The sequence below is a fragment of the Mesorhizobium sp. M7A.F.Ca.MR.176.00.0.0 genome, assembly GCF_004023165.1.
Lineage (GTDB): Bacteria > Pseudomonadota > Alphaproteobacteria > Rhizobiales > Rhizobiaceae > Mesorhizobium.
The window spans coordinates 19,422-37,362 of record NZ_RZTC01000026.1; the positions used below are offsets into that span (position 1 = coordinate 19,422).

Here is a 17,941-nt window from a genome sequence, read left to right on the forward strand (position 1 = left end):
TATTGCAGTTCGATTTTTAGCACTGGCTCCTGGTCCGGGCCAGAGCTTGCACCGGTGTGCTCGCCATTGACGCACCCATGCGCCACGCTTTAGCACTTCAGTCCCGGCGGCCGGGGGAGGGATTCTTCACGATGGATTTTGGCGGAGGCGACGAGATCCGCTTCGAACATCTGGGCCGGGCCGGCGTCGTCACCTTGACGCGGCCGCAGGCGCTCAATGCCTTGACGCACGGCATGATCAGGGCGCTCGACGCTGCCCTTTCCGCCTGGGAAGCCGACCAGGGCATCGACGTCATCGTCGTCAAGGCAGAGGGCAGGGCCTTTTCGGCCGGCGGCGATATCCTGCATGTCTATGAGACAGGCCGGGCGGGAAAACCGCCGGTCGAGTTCTTCGCCGATGAATATCGGCTCAATGCCCGCATCAACAGTTTTAGGAAACCTTATGTCGCCCTGATCGACGGTATCGTCATGGGTGGTGGTGTCGGTATCTCCTTCCATGGCTCGCACCGGGTGATGACCGAGAATGCCCAATTTGCCATGCCGGAGGTCGGCATCGGCTTTTTTCCGGATGTTGGCGCCAGCCACCTGCTGCCTGATCTCGGCGGCTCCTTCGGCATGTATCTGGCGCTGACCGGCAATCGCATCCGCTATGGCGATGCGCTGTGGTCGGGGCTGGCCACCCACACCATCAAGGCCGAGGACCAGGCTGGCTTCCTCGACCGCCTGGCGCTGACCGGCGATCCGGAATCGGTGCTGCGCGGCTTCTTCGTGCAGGCAAGGCGCGAAACCGACAGGCCGACGCTGGAGGCGATTGTCCGCCATTTTTCGCAACCGTCCCTGAACCGCGTCATCGACAGCCTCGAGCGTGCGGCCGACGCCGACGAGTTCGCGGCAAAGACACTGTCGACGATCCGCACCCGCTCGCCGACCAGCCTGCGCGTCGCCTGGCGGCAGATCAGCGCCGGACTGACGCTGTCCATGGAAGCCTGCATGAAGATGGAGTTCCGCATCCTCAACCGGATGCTCGCCGGCCATGATTTCTACGAAGGCATCCGCGCCGCGATCATCGACAAGGGCTCGAAGCCGCAATGGCGGCCGGCAAGCCTCGCTGCGGTCAGCGAAGCGGATGTCGATGCCTATTTCGCTCCGCTCGGCGAACGGGAACTCTTGATATGAGCGAGGTGACCTCGAGGCGCGTCGTGCTGCAGCCCTCCGGGGTGGAGGTGATCTTCGCCTGGTTCCAGCGCGTCATATCGGGCTATTGCCTGCTGTTCGGCATTCTCTACTGGATCAGGTTGATCGGCTTTTATCCGGGTACGCTGTGGCGGTTCGACCTGATGCCCGTGCACTGGCAGGTGGCTGCGGTGGTGCTCGCCGTGTTCTTTCCCTTTGCCGCTGCCGGCCTGTGGATGCTGGCGTCCTGGGGGCCGGTGATCTGGTTCATCTGCGCGGTGACCGAGACGGTCATGTATGCCGGCTTTCCCGAGCTATTCGGCCACCGCTTGCTGATTGTCGCCTCGCATGCGGCGGTGGCGCTGCTCTACATCGTCTTCCGTGTCGTCATCTACCTGCAGAAGCGCCCGGTCCGCCACTAAGCCGTTGAACCCATTGGCGGCCCCGCTGTCGCCTCGAATGAGCCCCGCAATCGTTGCCGAAATCTTTAGGTTAATTATCCTTGCTCGGGTGACCGTTCGTTAAGCCTCTTCCGAAACCCCTTACCGGTAAGCTCTTGTTAGCCCTAGCGTTTAAGTCGAATTTTATGAGTATTCGATAGTGTCGCGATCAAGGTGAAAAACAAAAAATCACCAGGGCGACAAACAAGAGGCAAAGACAATGATCAATTCGCGTCCGGCGGCGAAGACCGCCAACGTATCCGACGATCGCCGCGAGGCTATCCGTTCCCTGTACATGGAATCGCTGCAGCTTGTTGAGCGGCTGCACCGCCGCCTGCTTGATGTGATCAAGGACGAATTCGACCGCAACGGCCGTTCCGACATCAATGCCATCCAGGCGCTGCTGCTGTTCAATATCGGCAATTCCGAGCTGACCGCCGGCGAGTTGCGCTCGCGTGGCTACTATCTCGGCTCGAACGTCTCCTACAATCTGAAGAAGCTGGTCGATCTCGGCTTCATCAATCACCAGCGCTCGCGCATCGACCGCCGTTCGGTCCGTGTCTCGCTGACGCCGAAGGGCAACGAGGTGGCGGAGGTCGTTGCCGGCCTCTACGAGCGTCATGTCGGCTCGATCGAGCAGGTCGGCGGCATCAACACCGACGAGTTCAAGCAGATGAACCGTGCTTTGCAGCGGCTCGACCGCTTCTGGAACGACACTATCGCCTACCGGATGTAAGGCGCCGCATCGGATCCGGCCCGCGCCACAGAAACGCGGCCGAAATATCGACCTTCAGTCAGGGCCGGTGCCGAGAGGCATCGGCCTTTTTCCAGCGACTGACGGCGACTTGAGTTCATCTGTTTGTCAGCTGACCGCAACCCCGTGGGCCACGCTTTGCTTTCGCTTCCACAATGCCTAATGTCGCCGCACAAGGGGGCATGATGGGTCGAAGCAGGCGTTTCAAGATCTGTTTTGTCGCGGCGGCGCTACTGCTTGCGTCAGAAACGGCTTTCGCCGAGGAATGGTGGAAGGATGCCTTCGCCATGGAAGGCAGCAGCCCGTGCGACGGCAATGACTCCAGAGTGATGTTCACCGATAAGTCGGTGGAAATGTGGGAAGTCGGCTGCACAATCGACAAAGTCCAGAAGATCAAAGGCCTGGACGCCGTCATTTTGGACCTGACTTGCTCGGACGATACCGACAGTGTGGAAAAGAGGCGGGCGCTGCTGCTCAAACTCGATGACAGCAAGATATTGCGTTACCCTGAGAACCAAGTGCTGCAACGATGTTCCGAGTTGGAGGCTCCGGGTCCGAAGCCCTGAGCCAGTCTCGTTCGCGGCTGGCTGCGCGCCTTGCCGCGCGGCAGTCGACCCCATAGGCGATAGCTCGGCGACGGCGCCGACCCCGATACCCAAAAGCATCGGTCCGTTCTTTTCGGAATGCCGGCCAGTCGGATTCGTGCGCTAGGCCACGTTGCCGCCATATTCCAGTGGAACCGAGAGTGGCAGTGATGCTGGTGTGAAGACCATGCGTTCACCCGCAATCCGTATCGCGCCTGGGCGCTGTCACACCAAGGTGATACGAAGCATGGTTGGCTAATTGTTAAGATTGCCAATTTTACAGTGCGGGCGAGATCGCCCGGTGATCAACGCAGCAAGTGATCGAACTGCTACAAATGTCTGGAACGTCCATGAGAACCAGCCGTCGTTTTTTCCTCTCCGGAGCCTCCGCGCTCGCAGCCGCAGTGGTCGCCGGCGGCGCCAATGCGCAGGATGTGATCGGTGACATCCTGAAATCCTCAGCGCGCGGCAATTGGGACGACCAGTTCGATGCCCGCGCCAGCGAGGGCGGCAAGGTGGCCTCGACGCTGCCGATCTTCAGCCCGCAGACCGTCGCCTTCACGGAACAGGCGGTCGGGCAATACCAGAACATTGTCGGGCAGGGTGGCTGGGTCGATGTTCCCGCGACCAAGAAGCTGCAGCTCGGCGTCGATGACCCGGATGTGGTGCCGTTGCGCAAGCGGCTGATGGTTTCCGGCGATCTGTCGCAGAGTGCCGGCATTTCGACGGCCTTCGATTCCTATGTCGACTCGGCGGTCAAGCGTTTCCAGCTGCGCCATGGCCTGCCTGCCGATGGTGCGCTCGGCAAATACACCTATGCTGCAATGAACGTTTCGGCGCAGATCCGGCTCGGCCAGTTGCAGACCAATCTGCAGCGGCTGCGCGAGAAGGCCGGCACGCTGGGCAGCCGCTACGTGCTGGTCGACATTCCGGCAGCGCAGGTCGAAGCGGTCGAGAACGACCGCGTCGTGCTTCGCCACACCGCGATCGTCGGCAAGATCGACCGGCAGACGCCGATCGTCAATTCCAAGATCAACGAGATCATCGTCAATCCATACTGGAACGCGCCGGTCTCGATCGTCCGCAAGGACATCATTCCGCTGATGCGAAAGAATCCCGATTATCTGAAGGATAGCCACATCCGCCTGTTCGCGCCGGATGGCAGCGAAGTCGATCCGATGAATGTGGACTGGTCGACCGACGACGCCGCCAAGTACCGTTTCCGCCAGGATCCCGGCTCGGAAAACGCCATGGCCTCGGTGAAGATCAATTTCCCGAGCCCTGACGGCGTCTACATGCACGATACACCGCAGCAGAGCCTGTTCGGCAAGATGCTGCGTTTCGATTCCTCGGGCTGCGTGCGCGTGCAGAATGTGCGCGACCTCGTCACCTGGATCCTGCGCGACACGCCCGGCTGGGATCGCCAGCATTTCGAGGCGGCGATCAAGACCGGTGAAAACACGCCGATCCAGGTCACCAATCCGGTGCCGGTCCACTTCCTCTATCTCTCGGCCTGGTCGACCGGTCCGGGCGTCGTGCAGTTCCGCGACGACGTCTACGCGCTTGATGGCAACAACGAACTGCAGATCACGTCCGCGCTGTAAACATTTGATTCCTAGCTAAAAAGGCCGCCTCTCAGGGCGGCCTTTTTCATTGATTGGGTGCCGCGGCGTTTTTCACAGGACGGGCGGCTGGACGGATCGGCCGGCTTTGCGCATGGTCGGCGGAAAGCCTGGAACCGGACCATGGAAGTCGCCGTCTTCATTCTGGTCGTGCTCGTCTTCGTGGCGCTTTCCGGCGCTCTGGTTCGCCTGGTACGGGTGCCGTTGCCGGTGCTGCAGATTGCGATCGGTGCCGCGCTTGCGTGGCCGGTGCGCGGCATCCATGTCGAGATCAATCCGGAACTGTTCCTGCTGGTGTTCATCCCGCCGCTGCTGTTCGGCGATGCCTATGGCGCGCCGAAGCGTGAACTGATGGCGCTGCGCCGACCGATCCTGGATCTGGCCATAGGGCTGGTCTTCTTCACCATCGTCGGCTTCGGCTACGCCTTGCATTGGCTGGTGCCGAGCATCCCTCTGGTGGTTGCTTTTGCGCTAGCCGCGGTGCTGTCGCCGACCGACGCGGTGGCGGTGTCCTCGATCGTCGACAGGAATGTCGTCCCGGCGCGGCTGATGCACATTCTGGAAGGCGAGTCGCTGCTCAACGATGCGTCCGGGCTGGTCATGTTCCGCTTTGCCGTCGCGGCGGTGCTGACCGGCAGCTTTTCCCTTGCGGCGGCTTCGCTCAGTTTTCTCTATGCTGTGGCGATCGGCATCCTGATCGGCGTGGCGGCGCTGTTCGTTGCCGCCAAGCTGCTGCAATTGCTCAACCGGATCGGCGGCGTGCCGGCCGAAGCGCAGGTGCTGGTGATGGTCCTGCTGCCCTTCATCGCCTATCTCGGCGCCGAGCATGTCGGAGCTTCCGGCATTCTGGCGGCTGTCACCGCGGGCCTGCTCACCGGCGGCTCCGGCGTGTTTCGCTTCCTCGGCGTCTCTGCGCGCATGCAGACGATGTCGCTGTGGACGACGCTCTCCTTCGTTTTCAACGGCGCTCTCTTCATCGTGCTCGGCCTGCAGCTTCCCGACATCATCCGCCATGTGCCGCCGGAACTCATGAGCCTGCACCCGATCATCCAGCCGATCGCGACCGTCATCGCGCTGACGCTGTGCCTGATCGCGTTGCGCTTCCTGTGGATCTGGGTGGGCGATATCGCCGCCGGCATCGCTGCGCGTCTGGGCAAGCGCAAGGTGGAGCCGTTCGGGCTGCGCGTGCGGCTCGCCGGTTCGGTGGCCGGTGTGCGCGGCGCCATTACGCTGGCCGGCATCCTGTCACTGCCGCTCGCCATGCCGGACGGCTCGCCGTTTCCGGCGCGCGACCTGGTCATTTTCCTGGCCGCCGGCGTCATCATCTGCTCGCTGGTCATCGCCAGCCTCGCTCTGCCGACGATCGCCAGGGGGCTGGTCGAGCCCGGTGAGGATGCCGGCGCCGCCGAGGAGCGCCTGGCGCGCGTCGGCGCCGCCAAGGCGGCAATCGCGCGCATCGAGAGCATTGCCGGAGCCGCCGATGATGAGGGAGGCGAGGTGCCCGGCACCAGGCTTGCCGCTGCCGACAGCATCGTCGCCGGCTACCGGCGCCGCATCGCCGCCTCGGACGAAGCCGATGAGGCCCGCGCCGAGGCGCGCGAAGCCGGAAGGCTGGAGCTCGAATTGAGATTTGCGGGCATCGAAGCCGAGCGCGAGGCCGTGCGCGCCATGTTTCGCAGCGGCGAGATCAACGACCATACGTCGCAAGCGCTGTTTACCGAGATCACGCTCACCGAGGCCTTGCTGAAAGGCCGGAAGGCTCGGAAATAACGACCCGCGGGCCAGGCTGGCGCAATCCGGCCAGCAAATTTCGCGCCGCAAACGTGGCGGGGCGAAAACAACTGTGTTAATGGCGCGGCAAATGCATGTCGCCCAAAAGTGTGCAGCGGTTTTGGGACAACGACATGCATAAATCAAAAATTGCCCCCGAACCTCGAGGATTTCAGGCCATGGCAACAGCAGCGGCAGTGTCGAACAAATTCGAATCCTTCTTCGAAACCACGCTGGCCGATGCCGATCCGGAGATTTTCGGCGCCATCCGCAACGAACTCGGTCGCCAGCGCCACGAGATCGAGCTGATCGCCTCGGAAAACATTGTTTCCCGCGCCGTGCTTGAAGCGCAGGGCTCGATCATGACCAACAAGTACGCCGAGGGCTATCCGGGTAAACGCTACTATGGCGGCTGCCAGTTCGTCGACGTGGCCGAGGAACTGGCCATCGAGCGCGCCAAGAAGCTGTTCGGCTGCAACTTCGCCAACGTCCAGCCGAATTCCGGCAGCCAGATGAACCAGGCCGTGTTCCTGGCGCTTTTGCAGCCGGGCGACACGTTCATGGGCCTCGACCTCAATTCCGGCGGCCATCTGACCCACGGTTCGCCGGTCAACATGAGCGGCAAATGGTTCAAGGTCGTGTCCTATGGCGTGCGCCAGGACGACCATCTGCTCGACATGGACGCCATCGAGAAGACCGCGCATGAGACCAAGCCGAAGCTGATCCTTGCCGGCGGCACCGCCTATTCGCGCGTCTGGGACTGGAAGCGTTTTCGCGAGATCGCCGACGCGGTCGGCGCCTATCTTATGGTCGACATGGCGCACATCGCCGGCCTCGTCGCCGGCGGCGTGCATCCGTCGCCGCTGCCGCATGCCCATGTCGTGACCACCACGACGCACAAATCGCTGCGCGGCCCGCGCGGCGGCATGATCCTGTGCAATGACGAGGACATCGCCAAGAAGATGAATTCGGCGGTGTTCCCCGGCTTGCAGGGCGGCCCGCTGATGCATGTCATCGCTGCCAAGGCTGTCGCTTTCGGCGAAGCGCTGAAGCCAAGCTTCAAGGTTTATGCCGAGAGCGTTGCCGCCAACGCCAAGGCGTTGGCCTCCAGCCTCAAGGAGACCGGTCTCGACATCGTCTCCGGCGGCACCGACAACCATCTCATGCTGGTCGACCTCAGGCCCAAGAACGCCACCGGCAAGCGCGCCGAGGCGGCGCTTGGCCGCGCCAACATCACCTGCAACAAGAACGGCATCCCGTTCGACCCGGAAAAGCCTTTCGTCACCTCGGGCGTGCGTCTCGGCACCCCGGCCGGCACCACGCGCGGCTTCGGCCAGGCCGAATTCCGCGAGATCGGCAAGCTGATCGCCGAAGTGCTGGACGGTCTCAAGGTTGCGAATTCCGACGAGGGCAATGCCGCTGTCGAAGCTGCGGTCAAGGCCAAGGTCGTGGCGCTGACCGATCGCTTCCCGCTCTATCCCTATCTCGGCTGAGGCGATAGGAAGGCTTACCGCCTGCTGCAACGACAAGCGTCGTTTCAGCAGGCCGGGGCGACCGGCAGGAGCCTTGATGATGCGACCGTTTCGTTTCGCCAACCTTGGTGCCGTTGGCGCTCTGGCCGCTTTGATCGCCGTGCCTTTCCCCGGCGTCGCCTTGGCGCAAACCGCCTCTGCTCAACCCGCGCCCGCGCAACCCGCACCTCAGGCCGAGCCGGCGGCGCCCGCCCAGGCGGCACCCAAGCTCGAAACGTTCGGCAGATGGTCGACCCTGGTCGACGAGGTCGACACCGGTGAGGATCTGCGCAAGACCTGCGCTGCCTCGACCGCCTTTATCGGCGCGGGCGGCGTGCCCGGTACCTTGACGCTCGTCATCACGAACGGCGATGCACTGCCGCCGGATGCCTACCCCTCCATAACCATCGCCGTCGACAACAAGGGTCTGCCGGCCGGCAAGTCGATTGCCGCCACCTTCGGCGATGACAAGGGCCGTGTCGCCGCCAAACTCCATTCCGATGGCGCCGTCAACGGCCGGCTCAGCTGGACCGTGGACAATCAGGCCAAGATCAGCCTGGCGCTCCTGCGCGCCATGCGCCGGGCATCGGTACTTGATGTCTCCTTTGGCGACGCACCTGTTGGAAGCATATCCATGGATGGCTTCACCAAGGCCTATCGCAGCCTCGGTGCATCGTGCGGATTCCCGACCGCCGACGTAGCTCCCTGAAAACATCGGTACGCGGTGCGGCTGCCTGGCGAGGCTGGCAATCCTGCTTGCGCCTCGCTATCTCTGAAGCGCAAGGGGCTGTTGGCGACACTTTGCCATCGCTGCAAAAACCTCTAAGCCTTTCGCTTCACCAGATTCGCCAACCAAAGGCTTCTCCATGCGCTGTCCCTATTGCCAGTCAGAAGATACGCAGGTGAAGGATTCGCGCCCCGCAGAGGATGGCGCGGCGATCCGCAGGCGGCGTGTCTGCCCCGATTGCGGCGGTCGCTTCACCACCTTCGAGCGCGTGCAGTTGCGCGACCTCGTCGTGGTCAAGAAATCGGGCCGCAAAGTGCCCTTCGACCGCGACAAGTTGCTGCGCTCCGTGGAGATCGCCGTGCGCAAGCGCAATGTCGATCCCGAGCGCATCGACCGCGCGGTGACCGGCATCGTGCGCCAACTCGAAAGTTCCGGCGAGACGGAGGTTGCTTCGGGAGAAGTCGGCCGGCTGGTCATGGAAGCGCTGAAGTCGCTCGACGACGTCGCCTATGTCCGCTTTGCCTCGGTCTACCGCAATTTTCGCGAGGCCAAGGATTTCCATGAATTGCTGGGCGAGCTCAAGGGCGACGAAATCAAGGGTGAAGAGGAAGCCAGCTGAGCATGACTGCAAGCGAACAGGCCGCCCTTGATCGCCGCTTCATGGCGGCGGCACTCAGACTGTCGCGAAAAAATGCCGGGCGCACCGCGACCAACCCGTCCGTCGGCACGCTGATCGTACGCGATGACGGCAACGGTCCGATGATCGTCGGCACCGGCGTCACCGCTGTCGGCGGCCGCCCGCATGCCGAGACCGAGGCCCTGGCCGAGGCCGGCGAGCTCGCGCGCGGCGCCACCGCTTACGTCACGCTGGAGCCTTGCGCCCATCACGGCCGCACGCCGCCTTGCGCCAATGCGCTGGTCAATGCCGGTGTCGCGCGCGTCGTCGGTGCGGCCAGCGATCCCGATTCGCGCGTGTCCGGCAAGGGCTACGCGATCCTGCGTGCCGCCGGTGTCGAGGTGGTCGAGAAGGTGTTGGCCGAGCAAGCCTCCGAGCAGATGGCCGGCTATTTGATTCGTTCGTTGAGAAAACGCCCAGAAGTGGTTCTCAAGCTTGCGCTTTCCAGCGACGGAAAGATCGGCAGGGAAGGCGGTGGGCAGGTGTCGATCACCGGAGATATCGCGCGCCGCGAAGTGTATCTGATGCGGGCCGAGGCGGATGGCATACTGGTTGGTATCGGCACGGCCCTTGAGGACGATCCGGCCCTGACGGTGCGTTTGCCGGGGCTGGAGAACCGTTCGCCTGCCCGCATCGTGCTCGACCGCCAGATCCGGTTGCCGGAGGCCTCGAAGCTGGTTTCGGGCGTCGACCGGGTGCCGCTCTATGTCGCCGCCTGCCTGGAGGCCGATCCGCTGCGGCGCGCAGCACTCGAACGCGCCGGCGTCCGCTTCATCGGCACGGAAACGCACGAGGGCGGCGTAGCCTTGCCGGAACTACTCGAGGATCTGGCCGCGCTCGGCATGGCCAGCGTGCTGGTCGAGGGCGGCGCCAGGGTGGCGAGCGCCTTCCTGGCCGATGGGCTGGTCGACCGCATTGTGCTGTTCCAGGGGCCGGAAGCGATCGGCGACGACGGCATTGCATCGCCAATCGACGCCGACCATATCCCGGCAGGATTTCGCAAGCTGCGCGACATGCGTTTCGGCGAAGACAGCTACGCCGAGTGGATAAGAGACCTCTAGGGATCAACACCGATGTTTACCGGAATTGTCACCGATGTCGGCACTGTCGCTTCCGTCAAGCCGCTCAGGGAAGGGGTGGGGCTGCGCATCGACACAGCCTATGACCCGCAGACCATCGCCATCGGCGCCTCGATCTCCTGCGGCGGCGTCTGCCTGACGGTGACGGCCTTGCCCGACAGCGGCTCGAATGCGCGCTGGTTCGAGGTTGAAGCATGGGAGGAAGCCTTGCGGCTGACCACGGCCTCGGGCTGGAAATCCGGCACCAAAGTCAATCTCGAGCGGGCGCTGAAGATCGGCGACGAACTCGGCGGCCACATCGTTTCGGGCCATGTCGACGGCATGGCCGAAATCGTCGAGCGCAAGGATGAGGGCGACGCGGTGCGCTTCACGCTGGAGGCGCCGCGCGACCTGGCGAAGTTCATTGCGCCCAAGGGATCGGTCGCGCTCGACGGCACCTCGCTCACCGTCAACAAGGTCGAAGGCGCGCGCTTCGACGTGCTTTTGATCCACCATTCGCTGACCGTGACCACTTGGGGTGAGCGCAAGGTCGGTGACCGCGTCAATCTCGAGATCGACACCATGGCCCGCTACGCGGCGCGGCTGGTGGAGGCGACGAAAGAGGGGCTTTGATGGTCAGGAATAGACGGATCTCGGCTGTACCGGAAGGGGGAATACCGGCGACGGACGCTCGAGGCTCTGGCCGATGTGGACGCTGGTCGTGTGATTGATCATCAGGCCGTGCTGGCTTGGGTTGAGAGCCTCGACGGCCATCTCAAAAACGAGGTTGGTGAACCTGAATAGGTCGGCAAACCGGGCGTGCGCAACATCTTCGCTTGCGATGAACCCGGCTTCGGCCTAAGTCACCGGCAACTCCCCGGAGACTTTTATGGCTGGTACATCCCAACACGGCAAAGCCTTCATTCGTCCGAAGGCGAAGGCGCATCTGCTCATTGTCGAAGCGCGCTTTCATGACGACCTTGCTGACGCGCTGCTCGATGGCGCGACAAGCGCGCTCGATGAAGCGGGCGCGACTTATGATGTCATCACCGTTCCAGGTTCGCTCGAGATCCCCGCGGTGATCACCTTTGCACTGGACGGCGCAACGGAAGGCGGCACACATTATGACGGCTTTGTCGCGCTCGGCACCGTCGTCCGCGGCGACACCTATCATTTCGACATTGTCGCCAATGAATCCAGCCGAGCGCTCATGGATTTGAGCGTGCAGGACTCTGTCTGCATCGGCAACGGCATCCTCACCACCGAGAATGACGCCCAGGCCTGGACTCGCGCCAAGCGCTCGGAAGGCGACAAGGGCGGCTTTGCCGCGCGTGCGGCGCTGACCATGATTGCCCTCAAGGAACAATTGGGAGCGCGATCGTGAGCGAACCCGCTTCGCCCGGCCAGCCCACGGTGCGCCACGCCAACAAGCGCGGCGCTGCCCGTCTGGCCGCCGTGCAGGCGCTCTATCAGATGGATGTCGCCGGCAGCGGTGTCTTCGAGATCACCGCCGAATATGAGGCCTTTCGTCTCGGCAAGGAAGTTGACGGCGCGCTCTATCGCGAGGCCGATGCGCAATGGTTTCGCGCCATCCTGGCGGGTGTCGTCGAGAACCAGAAGACCATCGATCCGATCATCCGCCAGGCGCTGACCGAGGACTGGCCCCTGTCGCGGCTGGATTCGACGCTGCGCGCCATCCTGCGCGCCGGCGTCTACGAACTGATGAAGCGCGAGGATGTCCCCGTCGCCGTCATCGTCTCCGAATATGTCGACATCGCCAAGGCCTTCTACGAGGAAGACGAGCCGAAGCTGGTCAATGCCGTGCTCGACCGTGTGTCTCGCCGGGTGCGTGGCGAGGGGCGCGGCAAGGACGCATCATGACGGCGATCGCCCTCGAGACCGGTCAGGAGGCGCGCCGCACCGCGCTGATCCTCGCCGCCTCGCAGGCGATCATCGGCTCGGCGGCCCCCATCGCCATCTCCGTGGGCGCGCTGGCCGGGCAATATCTGCTTGGTCCCGACAAGTCATTGGCGACAGCGCCGATCACCGGCTTCAACATCGGCGTGGCGCTCGGCGCGCTGCCTGCAGCGGCCATCGTCCGCAGCATGGGCCAGCGAAGCGGCTTCATGACCGGCACGATCGTCACGGCGCTTGGTGGCCTGATCGCCTCCTTGGCGCTTTTTCAGGGCGGCTTCTGGCTGTTTGCCTTCGGCTTGCTCACGATCGGTGTCGGCGGCGCCTTCGTCCAGCAGTTCCGCTTTGCCGCCGCCGACAACGCACCGCCTGAATTCAAGGCGCGCGCCATCTCCTTCGTGCTGGCCGGCGGCGTCGTCACCGCCATCCTCGGGCCGCAGATCGTCATCTTCACCCGCGAATTGCTTGCGCCGGTCATGTTTGCCGGTTCGTTCATCTCCATCCTGCCGCTGGCCGCCGTCGGCGCCATCATCCTGTCGTTCCTGCGGCTGCCGGCGAAAGCATCCGGCAAGGTGGAGATCGCCGACAGCGACGCCAGACCACTGGCTGAAATCATCACGCAGCCGCGTTTCGTCGCCGCGCTTTTCTGCGCGGTCGGCAGCTATGCGCTGATGAGCTTCGTCATGACGGGCGCACCGCTGGCCATGGTCGGTTGCGGCCTTTCGGAAAACGACGCGACGCTCGGCATCTCCTGGCACGTCATGGCGATGTTCGCGCCAAGCTTCTTCACCGGCTCGCTGATCCATCGCTTCGGCGCCGAACGCATTGTGGCCACCGGCCTGATCCTGCTCATCGGCTGCGCCATTGTCGCTCTGTCCGGCCTGGCGCTGTGGCAGTTCTGGACGTCGCTGATCCTGCTGGGCCTTGGCTGGAACTTCGGCTTCATCGGCGCGACCGCGATGGTTGCCGCCACCTACCGGCCGTCGGAAAAGGGCAAGGTGCAAGGCTTCCACGACTTCGTCCTGTTCGGCTCCGTCGCCTGCGCCTCGCTGATGTCGGGCATGGTCTACAACGCCTGGGGCTGGGAGATGCTGAACTGGATAGTCTTTCCGGTCACCGTCCTGTGCTTCGTGGCGCTCGGCGCGCTCAAGCTGACGAGCTTGCGCAAAGCTGAAGCCTGATCCATCCGCCGTTTCACCTGACACGGCGCTGTCAGCACGATGTCGGCCGAATTTACCGCTTCGGAACAAAAATATTGCGTCTGTACCTACTGTTATGAAACCGTGTGCCCCGACTGGCCGTTGAAGCCATGCTCATATGCGGTCACCGCGTTTCGGTTCATAGCAAGGGGTTTCACAATGTTTTCAGTCAAGTTTCTGGCCGGCGCGGCATTGGCGCTCGGCATCACGGTGGCTTCCGCCAATGCTCAGGTGGTTGTCTCTTCCAAGATCGACACAGAGGGCGGCGTGCTCGGTAACATCATCCAGCTCGTGCTCAACGCCAACAACATCAAGACATCGGACCGTATCCAGCTCGGTGGCACGCCGGTGGTGCGCAAGGCGATCACCGCCGGCGAGATCGACATCTATCCCGAATATACCGGCAACGCCGCTTTCTTCTTCGAAAAGGCCGACGACCCGGTCTGGAAAGACGCCGCCAAGGCCTATGAAACGGCCAAGAAGCTCGACTACGACGCCAACAAGATCGTCTGGCTGTCGCCGTCGCCCGCCAACAACACCTGGGCGATCGCGCTGCGCAAGGAAGTCGTCGAAACCAACAAGCTCGCCACGCTCACCGATTTCGGCAAATATGTCGCGGGCGGCGGACAGGTGGTGCTGGCGGCTTCCGCCGAGTTCGTCAATTCGGCGGCTGCACTGCCGGCCTTCCAGACCACCTATGGCTTCACGCTGAAGCCGGACCAGCTGATCACGCTCTCGGGCGGCGACACGGCGGCAACCATTGCCGCGGCCGCCAACCAGACCAACGGCGCCAATGCGGCCATGGTCTACGGCACCGATGGCGGCATCGCACCGTCCGGGCTCGTCGTGCTCGACGACGACAAGGGCGTGCAGCCGGTCTACCAGCCGGCGCCGATCATCCGCGAAGCGGTGCTGAAGGAGCATCCCGAGATCGAGACGCTGCTGAAGCCGGTCTTCGCCAAGCTCGACCTCGTCACGCTGCAGGAGCTGAACGGTCGCGTGCAGGTCGGCGGCGAGCCGGTCAAGGGCGTCGCCGAGGACTTCCTGAAGAAGAACGGCTTCCTGAAGTAGGAGGATTCCGGCGCGTCGCTTTCGTGGCGCGCCGGATCGACTGACGGGGCAGAGCGTGAACAGCCGCTTCGACAAGCTCGGCGTGGTCATCGCCGCGATATCAGCATATGCGGCCTTCGCCGCCCCCTTTGCCACGTTCCGTGCCAACCGCATCGTCCCCGGCCAGGCGCGCTCGATTCTCGATGCGCTGCCGGCAACGACCGGAACGCTGCTGCTCGCCATCATTGTCGCCGCAGCACTCATTGCGCTGTTCAAGACACCACTTGTGCTGCGCCTTGCCGCCAGCGTGATGGCGCTTGCCGCGCTTGCGCTGCTGATCGGTGTCGCCGGAACATTTCTCACGCCGGCGGGCAACACCTTCGCCAGAGTTTCGCCAGCCTCCGGTTTCTGGATTCTGATCTTTGCCTTCACGCTTTTGCTCGCCGACGTGCTGACAAGGCTGAACCTGTCGCCATTGGCGCGGGTTGGCGTGCTTGTGGTCGCGGCTTTGGCGATCGGGCTGCTGTTGATTTCGGGAAGCTGGGACAATCTGTCGATCCTGAAGGAATATTTCAACCGCGCCGGCAGTTTCTGGGTAGAGGGCTCCAAGCATGTAACGCTGGCGCTAGGGTCGCTGCTTGCGGCGATGGTCGTCGGCCTGCCACTCGGCATTCTCTGCCATCGTGTCGAAAGTCTGCGCGCCGGCGTTCTCAACGTGCTCAACATCATCCAGACCATTCCCTCGATCGCGCTGTTCGGCCTTTTGATCGCGCCGCTCGGCTGGGTTGCCACGCATGTGCCGGGAGCTGCCGCGCTCGGCATTCGCGGCATCGGCACCGCACCGGCTTTTGTGGCGCTGTTCCTTTACTCGCTGCTGCCGGTAGTGGCCAACACCGTGGTCGGTCTCGCCGGCGTGCCGCGCGCCGCCAACGACGCCGCGCGCGGCATGGGCATGACCGACAGGCAGCGCCTGTTCGGCGTCGAGTTTCCGCTGGCTTTTCCTGTCATCCTCACCGGCATCCGCATCGTCTTGGTGCAGAACATCGGCCTCGCCACCATTGCCGCGCTGATCGGCGGCGGCGGTTTCGGCGTGTTCGTCTTCCAGGGTGTGGGCCAGACGGCGATGGACCTTGTGCTGCTTGGCGCGGTGCCAACGGTCGCGCTCGCCTTTGCCGCCGCCATCATCCTCGATGCGGTGATCGAAATGACCGCCACCAGGCGCAGGGTTGAAACGGCATGATCGAGATCGAAGGCATCACCAAGCGCTATGACGCGACGACCGTGGTCGATGACGTGTCGATGGTCATCGAGCCGCGCACCATCGCCGTCATTGTCGGCACGTCCGGTTCCGGCAAGACGACGCTGCTGCGCATGATCAACCGGCTGGTCGAGCCGACTTCGGGCATCATCAAGCTCGACGGCGCCGACAATCGTTCGCTGCCCGGCTACGAGCTGCGCCGCAGCATCGGCTACGCTATCCAGGGCCACGGCCTGTTTCCGCATCGCACGGTGGCACAGAACATTGCCACCGTGCCGGTGCTGCTTGGCTGGGACAAGGACCGTATCAAGGCCCGGGTCGACGAGTTGATGACGCTCTATCAGCTCGATCCCGAAGCCTTCGGGCCTCGCTACCCGCACGAACTGTCCGGCGGCCAGCAGCAGCGCGTCGGTGTTGCCCGCGCACTCGCCGCCGAACCCAACGTGCTGTTGATGGACGAACCGTTCGGCGCCCTCGACCCGATCATCCGCACCAAGGCGCAGGAAGATCTGCTGGCGATCCAGAAGCGCTTCGGCACCACCATCATCCTCGTCACCCACGACATGGAAGAGGCCGTGCATATGGGCGACAAGATCGCGGTCATGGATGCCGGCAAGCTGGTGCAATACGCCAAGCCGGCCGAGATCCTGGCAAAGCCGGCAAGCGCCTTCGTCGAGACCCTGGTTGGCGCCAGCGAAAGGCCGTTCCGGTTGCTGTCGCTCGGCCGGGTCCGCGATGCCGTGGAGAAGGGCTCCGCCGAAGGTGAGGCGATCCCCGGCGATGCGAGCCAGCGCGACGCGCTGGCCGAATTGTTGTGGTCGGGCCGGCCGGCGCTGCCGGTCAAAGGCGCCGACGGCAAGCCGCTTGGCCGCGTGACCGTCGAAGGGCTGGTGAAGCGTGCGGCGAGGCCGGCATGAAGGCCTGGCTTCCATCGCTGCTCAGGCTAGCATTGGTGGTGCTGCTTGTCGCCTTCGTCACCAATCCCGGGTGGTTCGTGCCGCTGCTGAAGCCGCTGACCGAAAACAACGCGCCGGTGATCTACAACCAGGGCAGTCTGCTGACGCTGACCCTGCTGCACTTACGCACGGTTCTGATCGCCACCGTGGCGGCAACCATCGTTGCGGTGGCGCTTGCCGTCCTGGTCACCAGGCCGGTCGGTGTTGAATTCCTGCCGCTATCGCGCAGCCTCGTCAACATCGGTCAGACCTTTCCGCCGGTGGCGGTGCTGGCGCTTGCCGTACCGGCCGTCGGCTTCGGCGAGAAGCCGACACTGATCGCCCTGTTTCTCTATGGCCTGCTGCCGATTTTCGAGAATGCACTGACCGGCCTGACGACGCTGCCGGCCAATGTCGTCGAGGCGGCGCGCGGCGCCGGCATGACCGGTTGGCAAAGGCTCACCAAGGTCGAGCTGCCGCTCAGCGCCCCGATCATTCTCGGCGGCATCAGGCTGTCGGTGGTGATCAGTCTTGCCACCGCGACCATCGGTTCGACCGTGGCAGCCAAAACGCTGGGCGAAGTGATCATCGCCGGGCTGTTGTCCAACAATCTCGCCTTCATCCTGCAAGGCGGCCTGATTGTGGCAGCGCTTGCCGTGCTGATCTATGACGGTCTGTCGGCGATCGAGCGCTACACGGCGCGCCGCATGGGCAGAGAGGCCGAATAGTCGACAGTATCTCAGATATCGCGCTCGTTCATTTCAGCGAGCGCTAGGAGATGTCGTAGAAGTCCGGTTTTGAGCGGTTTATTGGCATGAATAGGGATTGAAAGCCGAACAATGCTTCCCTGCTTGCCATAGATGTGGTGGCTTCCGGCGATGCGCAAAAGCTTCCGGCGATGCGCAAAAGCTTCCAGCCTTGCCGTTCGACGGCACGCGCAAATTCCTTGCCGGAAATGGACTTCAAACAGCGATTTCCACGATCCGCCCAGGCTCCGACGTGAATGACAGCGGCTCTACTGAGAGGCAGCCTTCGATCGCTTCACGCAAATTCTGGACAAGTTCTTCCATGGTTTCGCCCTGGGTCGCGCAGCCCGGAATTGCCGGCACCTCTGCCCAGAACCCGCCTTCGTCGGCTTCGTGGATAATAGCTTTGAAATTCATAGGCTAGCTCCGGTTCCATCCTGAAGATAGGCTACCCTACAGGTCTTTGCAAAGAAGCATAGGCGCCGGCGGACGCGTTCACGCTCCACGTCGCTAGCGGATCGGGTG

The 17,941-nt window shown here is 63.4% G+C and carries 20 protein-coding genes; 18 read left to right on the plus strand and 2 right to left on the minus strand.

Annotated features, from left to right (window positions below):
* Nucleotides 1-131: 131 nt before the first annotated feature.
* The 18 genes from EOB59_RS11380 (at nucleotide 132) to EOB59_RS11470 (ending at nucleotide 17,398) form a co-directional block, all read left to right on the plus strand.
* Nucleotides 132-1,175: an enoyl-CoA hydratase/isomerase family protein gene (locus EOB59_RS11380; protein WP_128288391.1), complete on the plus strand. Its 1,044-nt coding sequence runs from the start codon at nucleotides 132-134 to the stop codon at nucleotides 1,173-1,175.
* Nucleotides 1,172-1,594 (plus strand): DUF6163 family protein, encoded by a 423-nt coding sequence (locus EOB59_RS11385; protein WP_127272646.1) that lies wholly within the window; start codon nucleotides 1,172-1,174, stop codon nucleotides 1,592-1,594. The genes EOB59_RS11380 and EOB59_RS11385 overlap by 4 nt, the downstream gene beginning before the upstream one ends.
* Nucleotides 1,595-1,832: 238 nt before the next feature.
* On the plus strand, nucleotides 1,833-2,348 hold the full coding sequence (locus EOB59_RS11390; protein ID WP_008875359.1) for a winged helix DNA-binding protein: 516 nt from the start codon (nucleotides 1,833-1,835) through the stop codon (nucleotides 2,346-2,348).
* Nucleotides 2,349-2,521: 173 nt separating this feature from the next.
* On the plus strand, nucleotides 2,522-2,932 hold the full coding sequence (locus tag EOB59_RS11395) for a hypothetical protein (RefSeq protein ID WP_245486598.1): 411 nt from the start codon (nucleotides 2,522-2,524) through the stop codon (nucleotides 2,930-2,932).
* Nucleotides 2,933-3,300: 368 nt separating this feature from the next.
* Complete coding sequence (locus EOB59_RS11400; protein ID WP_127329923.1) at nucleotides 3,301-4,554, plus strand: L,D-transpeptidase family protein; 1,254 nt, start codon at nucleotides 3,301-3,303, stop codon at nucleotides 4,552-4,554.
* A 141-nt stretch (nucleotides 4,555-4,695) separates the two neighbouring features.
* Nucleotides 4,696-6,342 (plus strand): Na+/H+ antiporter, encoded by a 1,647-nt coding sequence (locus tag EOB59_RS11405; RefSeq protein WP_128288392.1) that lies wholly within the window; start codon nucleotides 4,696-4,698, stop codon nucleotides 6,340-6,342.
* Between the two features lie 179 nt (nucleotides 6,343-6,521).
* Nucleotides 6,522-7,835 carry a serine hydroxymethyltransferase gene (gene glyA / locus EOB59_RS11410; protein WP_013532252.1) on the plus strand — a complete coding sequence of 438 codons (1,314 nt, stop codon included), beginning with the start codon at nucleotides 6,522-6,524 and terminating at the stop codon, nucleotides 7,833-7,835.
* Nucleotides 7,836-7,911: 76 nt separating this feature from the next.
* Entirely contained in the window at nucleotides 7,912-8,562 is a 651-nt protein-coding gene (locus EOB59_RS11415; protein WP_127810704.1) for a hypothetical protein, read from the plus strand.
* A 157-nt stretch (nucleotides 8,563-8,719) separates the two neighbouring features.
* Nucleotides 8,720-9,199 (plus strand): transcriptional regulator NrdR, encoded by a 480-nt coding sequence (gene nrdR, locus EOB59_RS11420; RefSeq protein WP_023810227.1) that lies wholly within the window; start codon nucleotides 8,720-8,722, stop codon nucleotides 9,197-9,199.
* 2 nt (nucleotides 9,200-9,201) lie between these two features.
* A complete protein-coding gene (ribD, locus tag EOB59_RS11425) occupies nucleotides 9,202-10,317 on the plus strand; it encodes a bifunctional diaminohydroxyphosphoribosylaminopyrimidine deaminase/5-amino-6-(5-phosphoribosylamino)uracil reductase RibD (protein WP_127810703.1) in 1,116 nt (371 codons plus the stop codon).
* A gap of 12 nt (nucleotides 10,318-10,329) precedes the next feature.
* Nucleotides 10,330-10,947, plus strand: a complete 618-nt coding sequence (locus EOB59_RS11430; protein ID WP_127810702.1) for a riboflavin synthase — start codon at nucleotides 10,330-10,332, stop codon at nucleotides 10,945-10,947.
* Nucleotides 10,948-11,203: 256 nt separating this feature from the next.
* Nucleotides 11,204-11,698 (plus strand): 6,7-dimethyl-8-ribityllumazine synthase, encoded by a 495-nt coding sequence (gene ribH, locus EOB59_RS11440; protein ID WP_127810701.1) that lies wholly within the window; start codon nucleotides 11,204-11,206, stop codon nucleotides 11,696-11,698.
* Nucleotides 11,695-12,195 carry a transcription antitermination factor NusB gene (nusB, locus tag EOB59_RS11445; RefSeq protein WP_127322245.1) on the plus strand — a complete coding sequence of 167 codons (501 nt, stop codon included), beginning with the start codon at nucleotides 11,695-11,697 and terminating at the stop codon, nucleotides 12,193-12,195. The genes ribH and nusB overlap by 4 nt, the downstream gene beginning before the upstream one ends.
* Nucleotides 12,192-13,409: an MFS transporter gene (locus EOB59_RS11450; RefSeq protein WP_127397085.1), complete on the plus strand. Its 1,218-nt coding sequence runs from the start codon at nucleotides 12,192-12,194 to the stop codon at nucleotides 13,407-13,409. The genes nusB and EOB59_RS11450 overlap by 4 nt, the downstream gene beginning before the upstream one ends.
* Nucleotides 13,410-13,586: 177 nt before the next feature.
* A complete protein-coding gene (locus tag EOB59_RS11455; protein ID WP_127397086.1) occupies nucleotides 13,587-14,498 on the plus strand; it encodes an ABC transporter substrate-binding protein in 912 nt (303 codons plus the stop codon).
* Between the two features lie 55 nt (nucleotides 14,499-14,553).
* On the plus strand, nucleotides 14,554-15,717 hold the full coding sequence (locus EOB59_RS11460; RefSeq protein ID WP_128288393.1) for an ABC transporter permease: 1,164 nt from the start codon (nucleotides 14,554-14,556) through the stop codon (nucleotides 15,715-15,717).
* Entirely contained in the window at nucleotides 15,714-16,652 is a 939-nt protein-coding gene (locus EOB59_RS11465) for an ABC transporter ATP-binding protein (RefSeq protein WP_127267858.1), read from the plus strand. The genes EOB59_RS11460 and EOB59_RS11465 overlap by 4 nt, the downstream gene beginning before the upstream one ends.
* Nucleotides 16,649-17,398, plus strand: a complete 750-nt coding sequence (locus EOB59_RS11470; RefSeq protein ID WP_128288394.1) for an ABC transporter permease — start codon at nucleotides 16,649-16,651, stop codon at nucleotides 17,396-17,398. The genes EOB59_RS11465 and EOB59_RS11470 overlap by 4 nt, the downstream gene beginning before the upstream one ends.
* A gap of 43 nt (nucleotides 17,399-17,441) precedes the next feature.
* Here the strand turns inward: EOB59_RS11470 and EOB59_RS36180 are convergent, their stop codons facing one another.
* Both EOB59_RS36180 and EOB59_RS11480 read right to left on the minus strand, forming a co-directional pair.
* Nucleotides 17,442-17,636: a hypothetical protein gene (locus tag EOB59_RS36180; RefSeq protein WP_245486599.1), complete on the minus strand. Its 195-nt coding sequence runs from the start codon at nucleotides 17,634-17,636 to the stop codon at nucleotides 17,442-17,444.
* Nucleotides 17,633-17,833, minus strand: a complete 201-nt coding sequence (locus tag EOB59_RS11480; RefSeq protein ID WP_127329711.1) for a type II toxin-antitoxin system HicB family antitoxin — start codon at nucleotides 17,831-17,833, stop codon at nucleotides 17,633-17,635. The genes EOB59_RS36180 and EOB59_RS11480 overlap by 4 nt, the downstream gene beginning before the upstream one ends.
* Nucleotides 17,834-17,941: the final 108 nt, after the last annotated feature.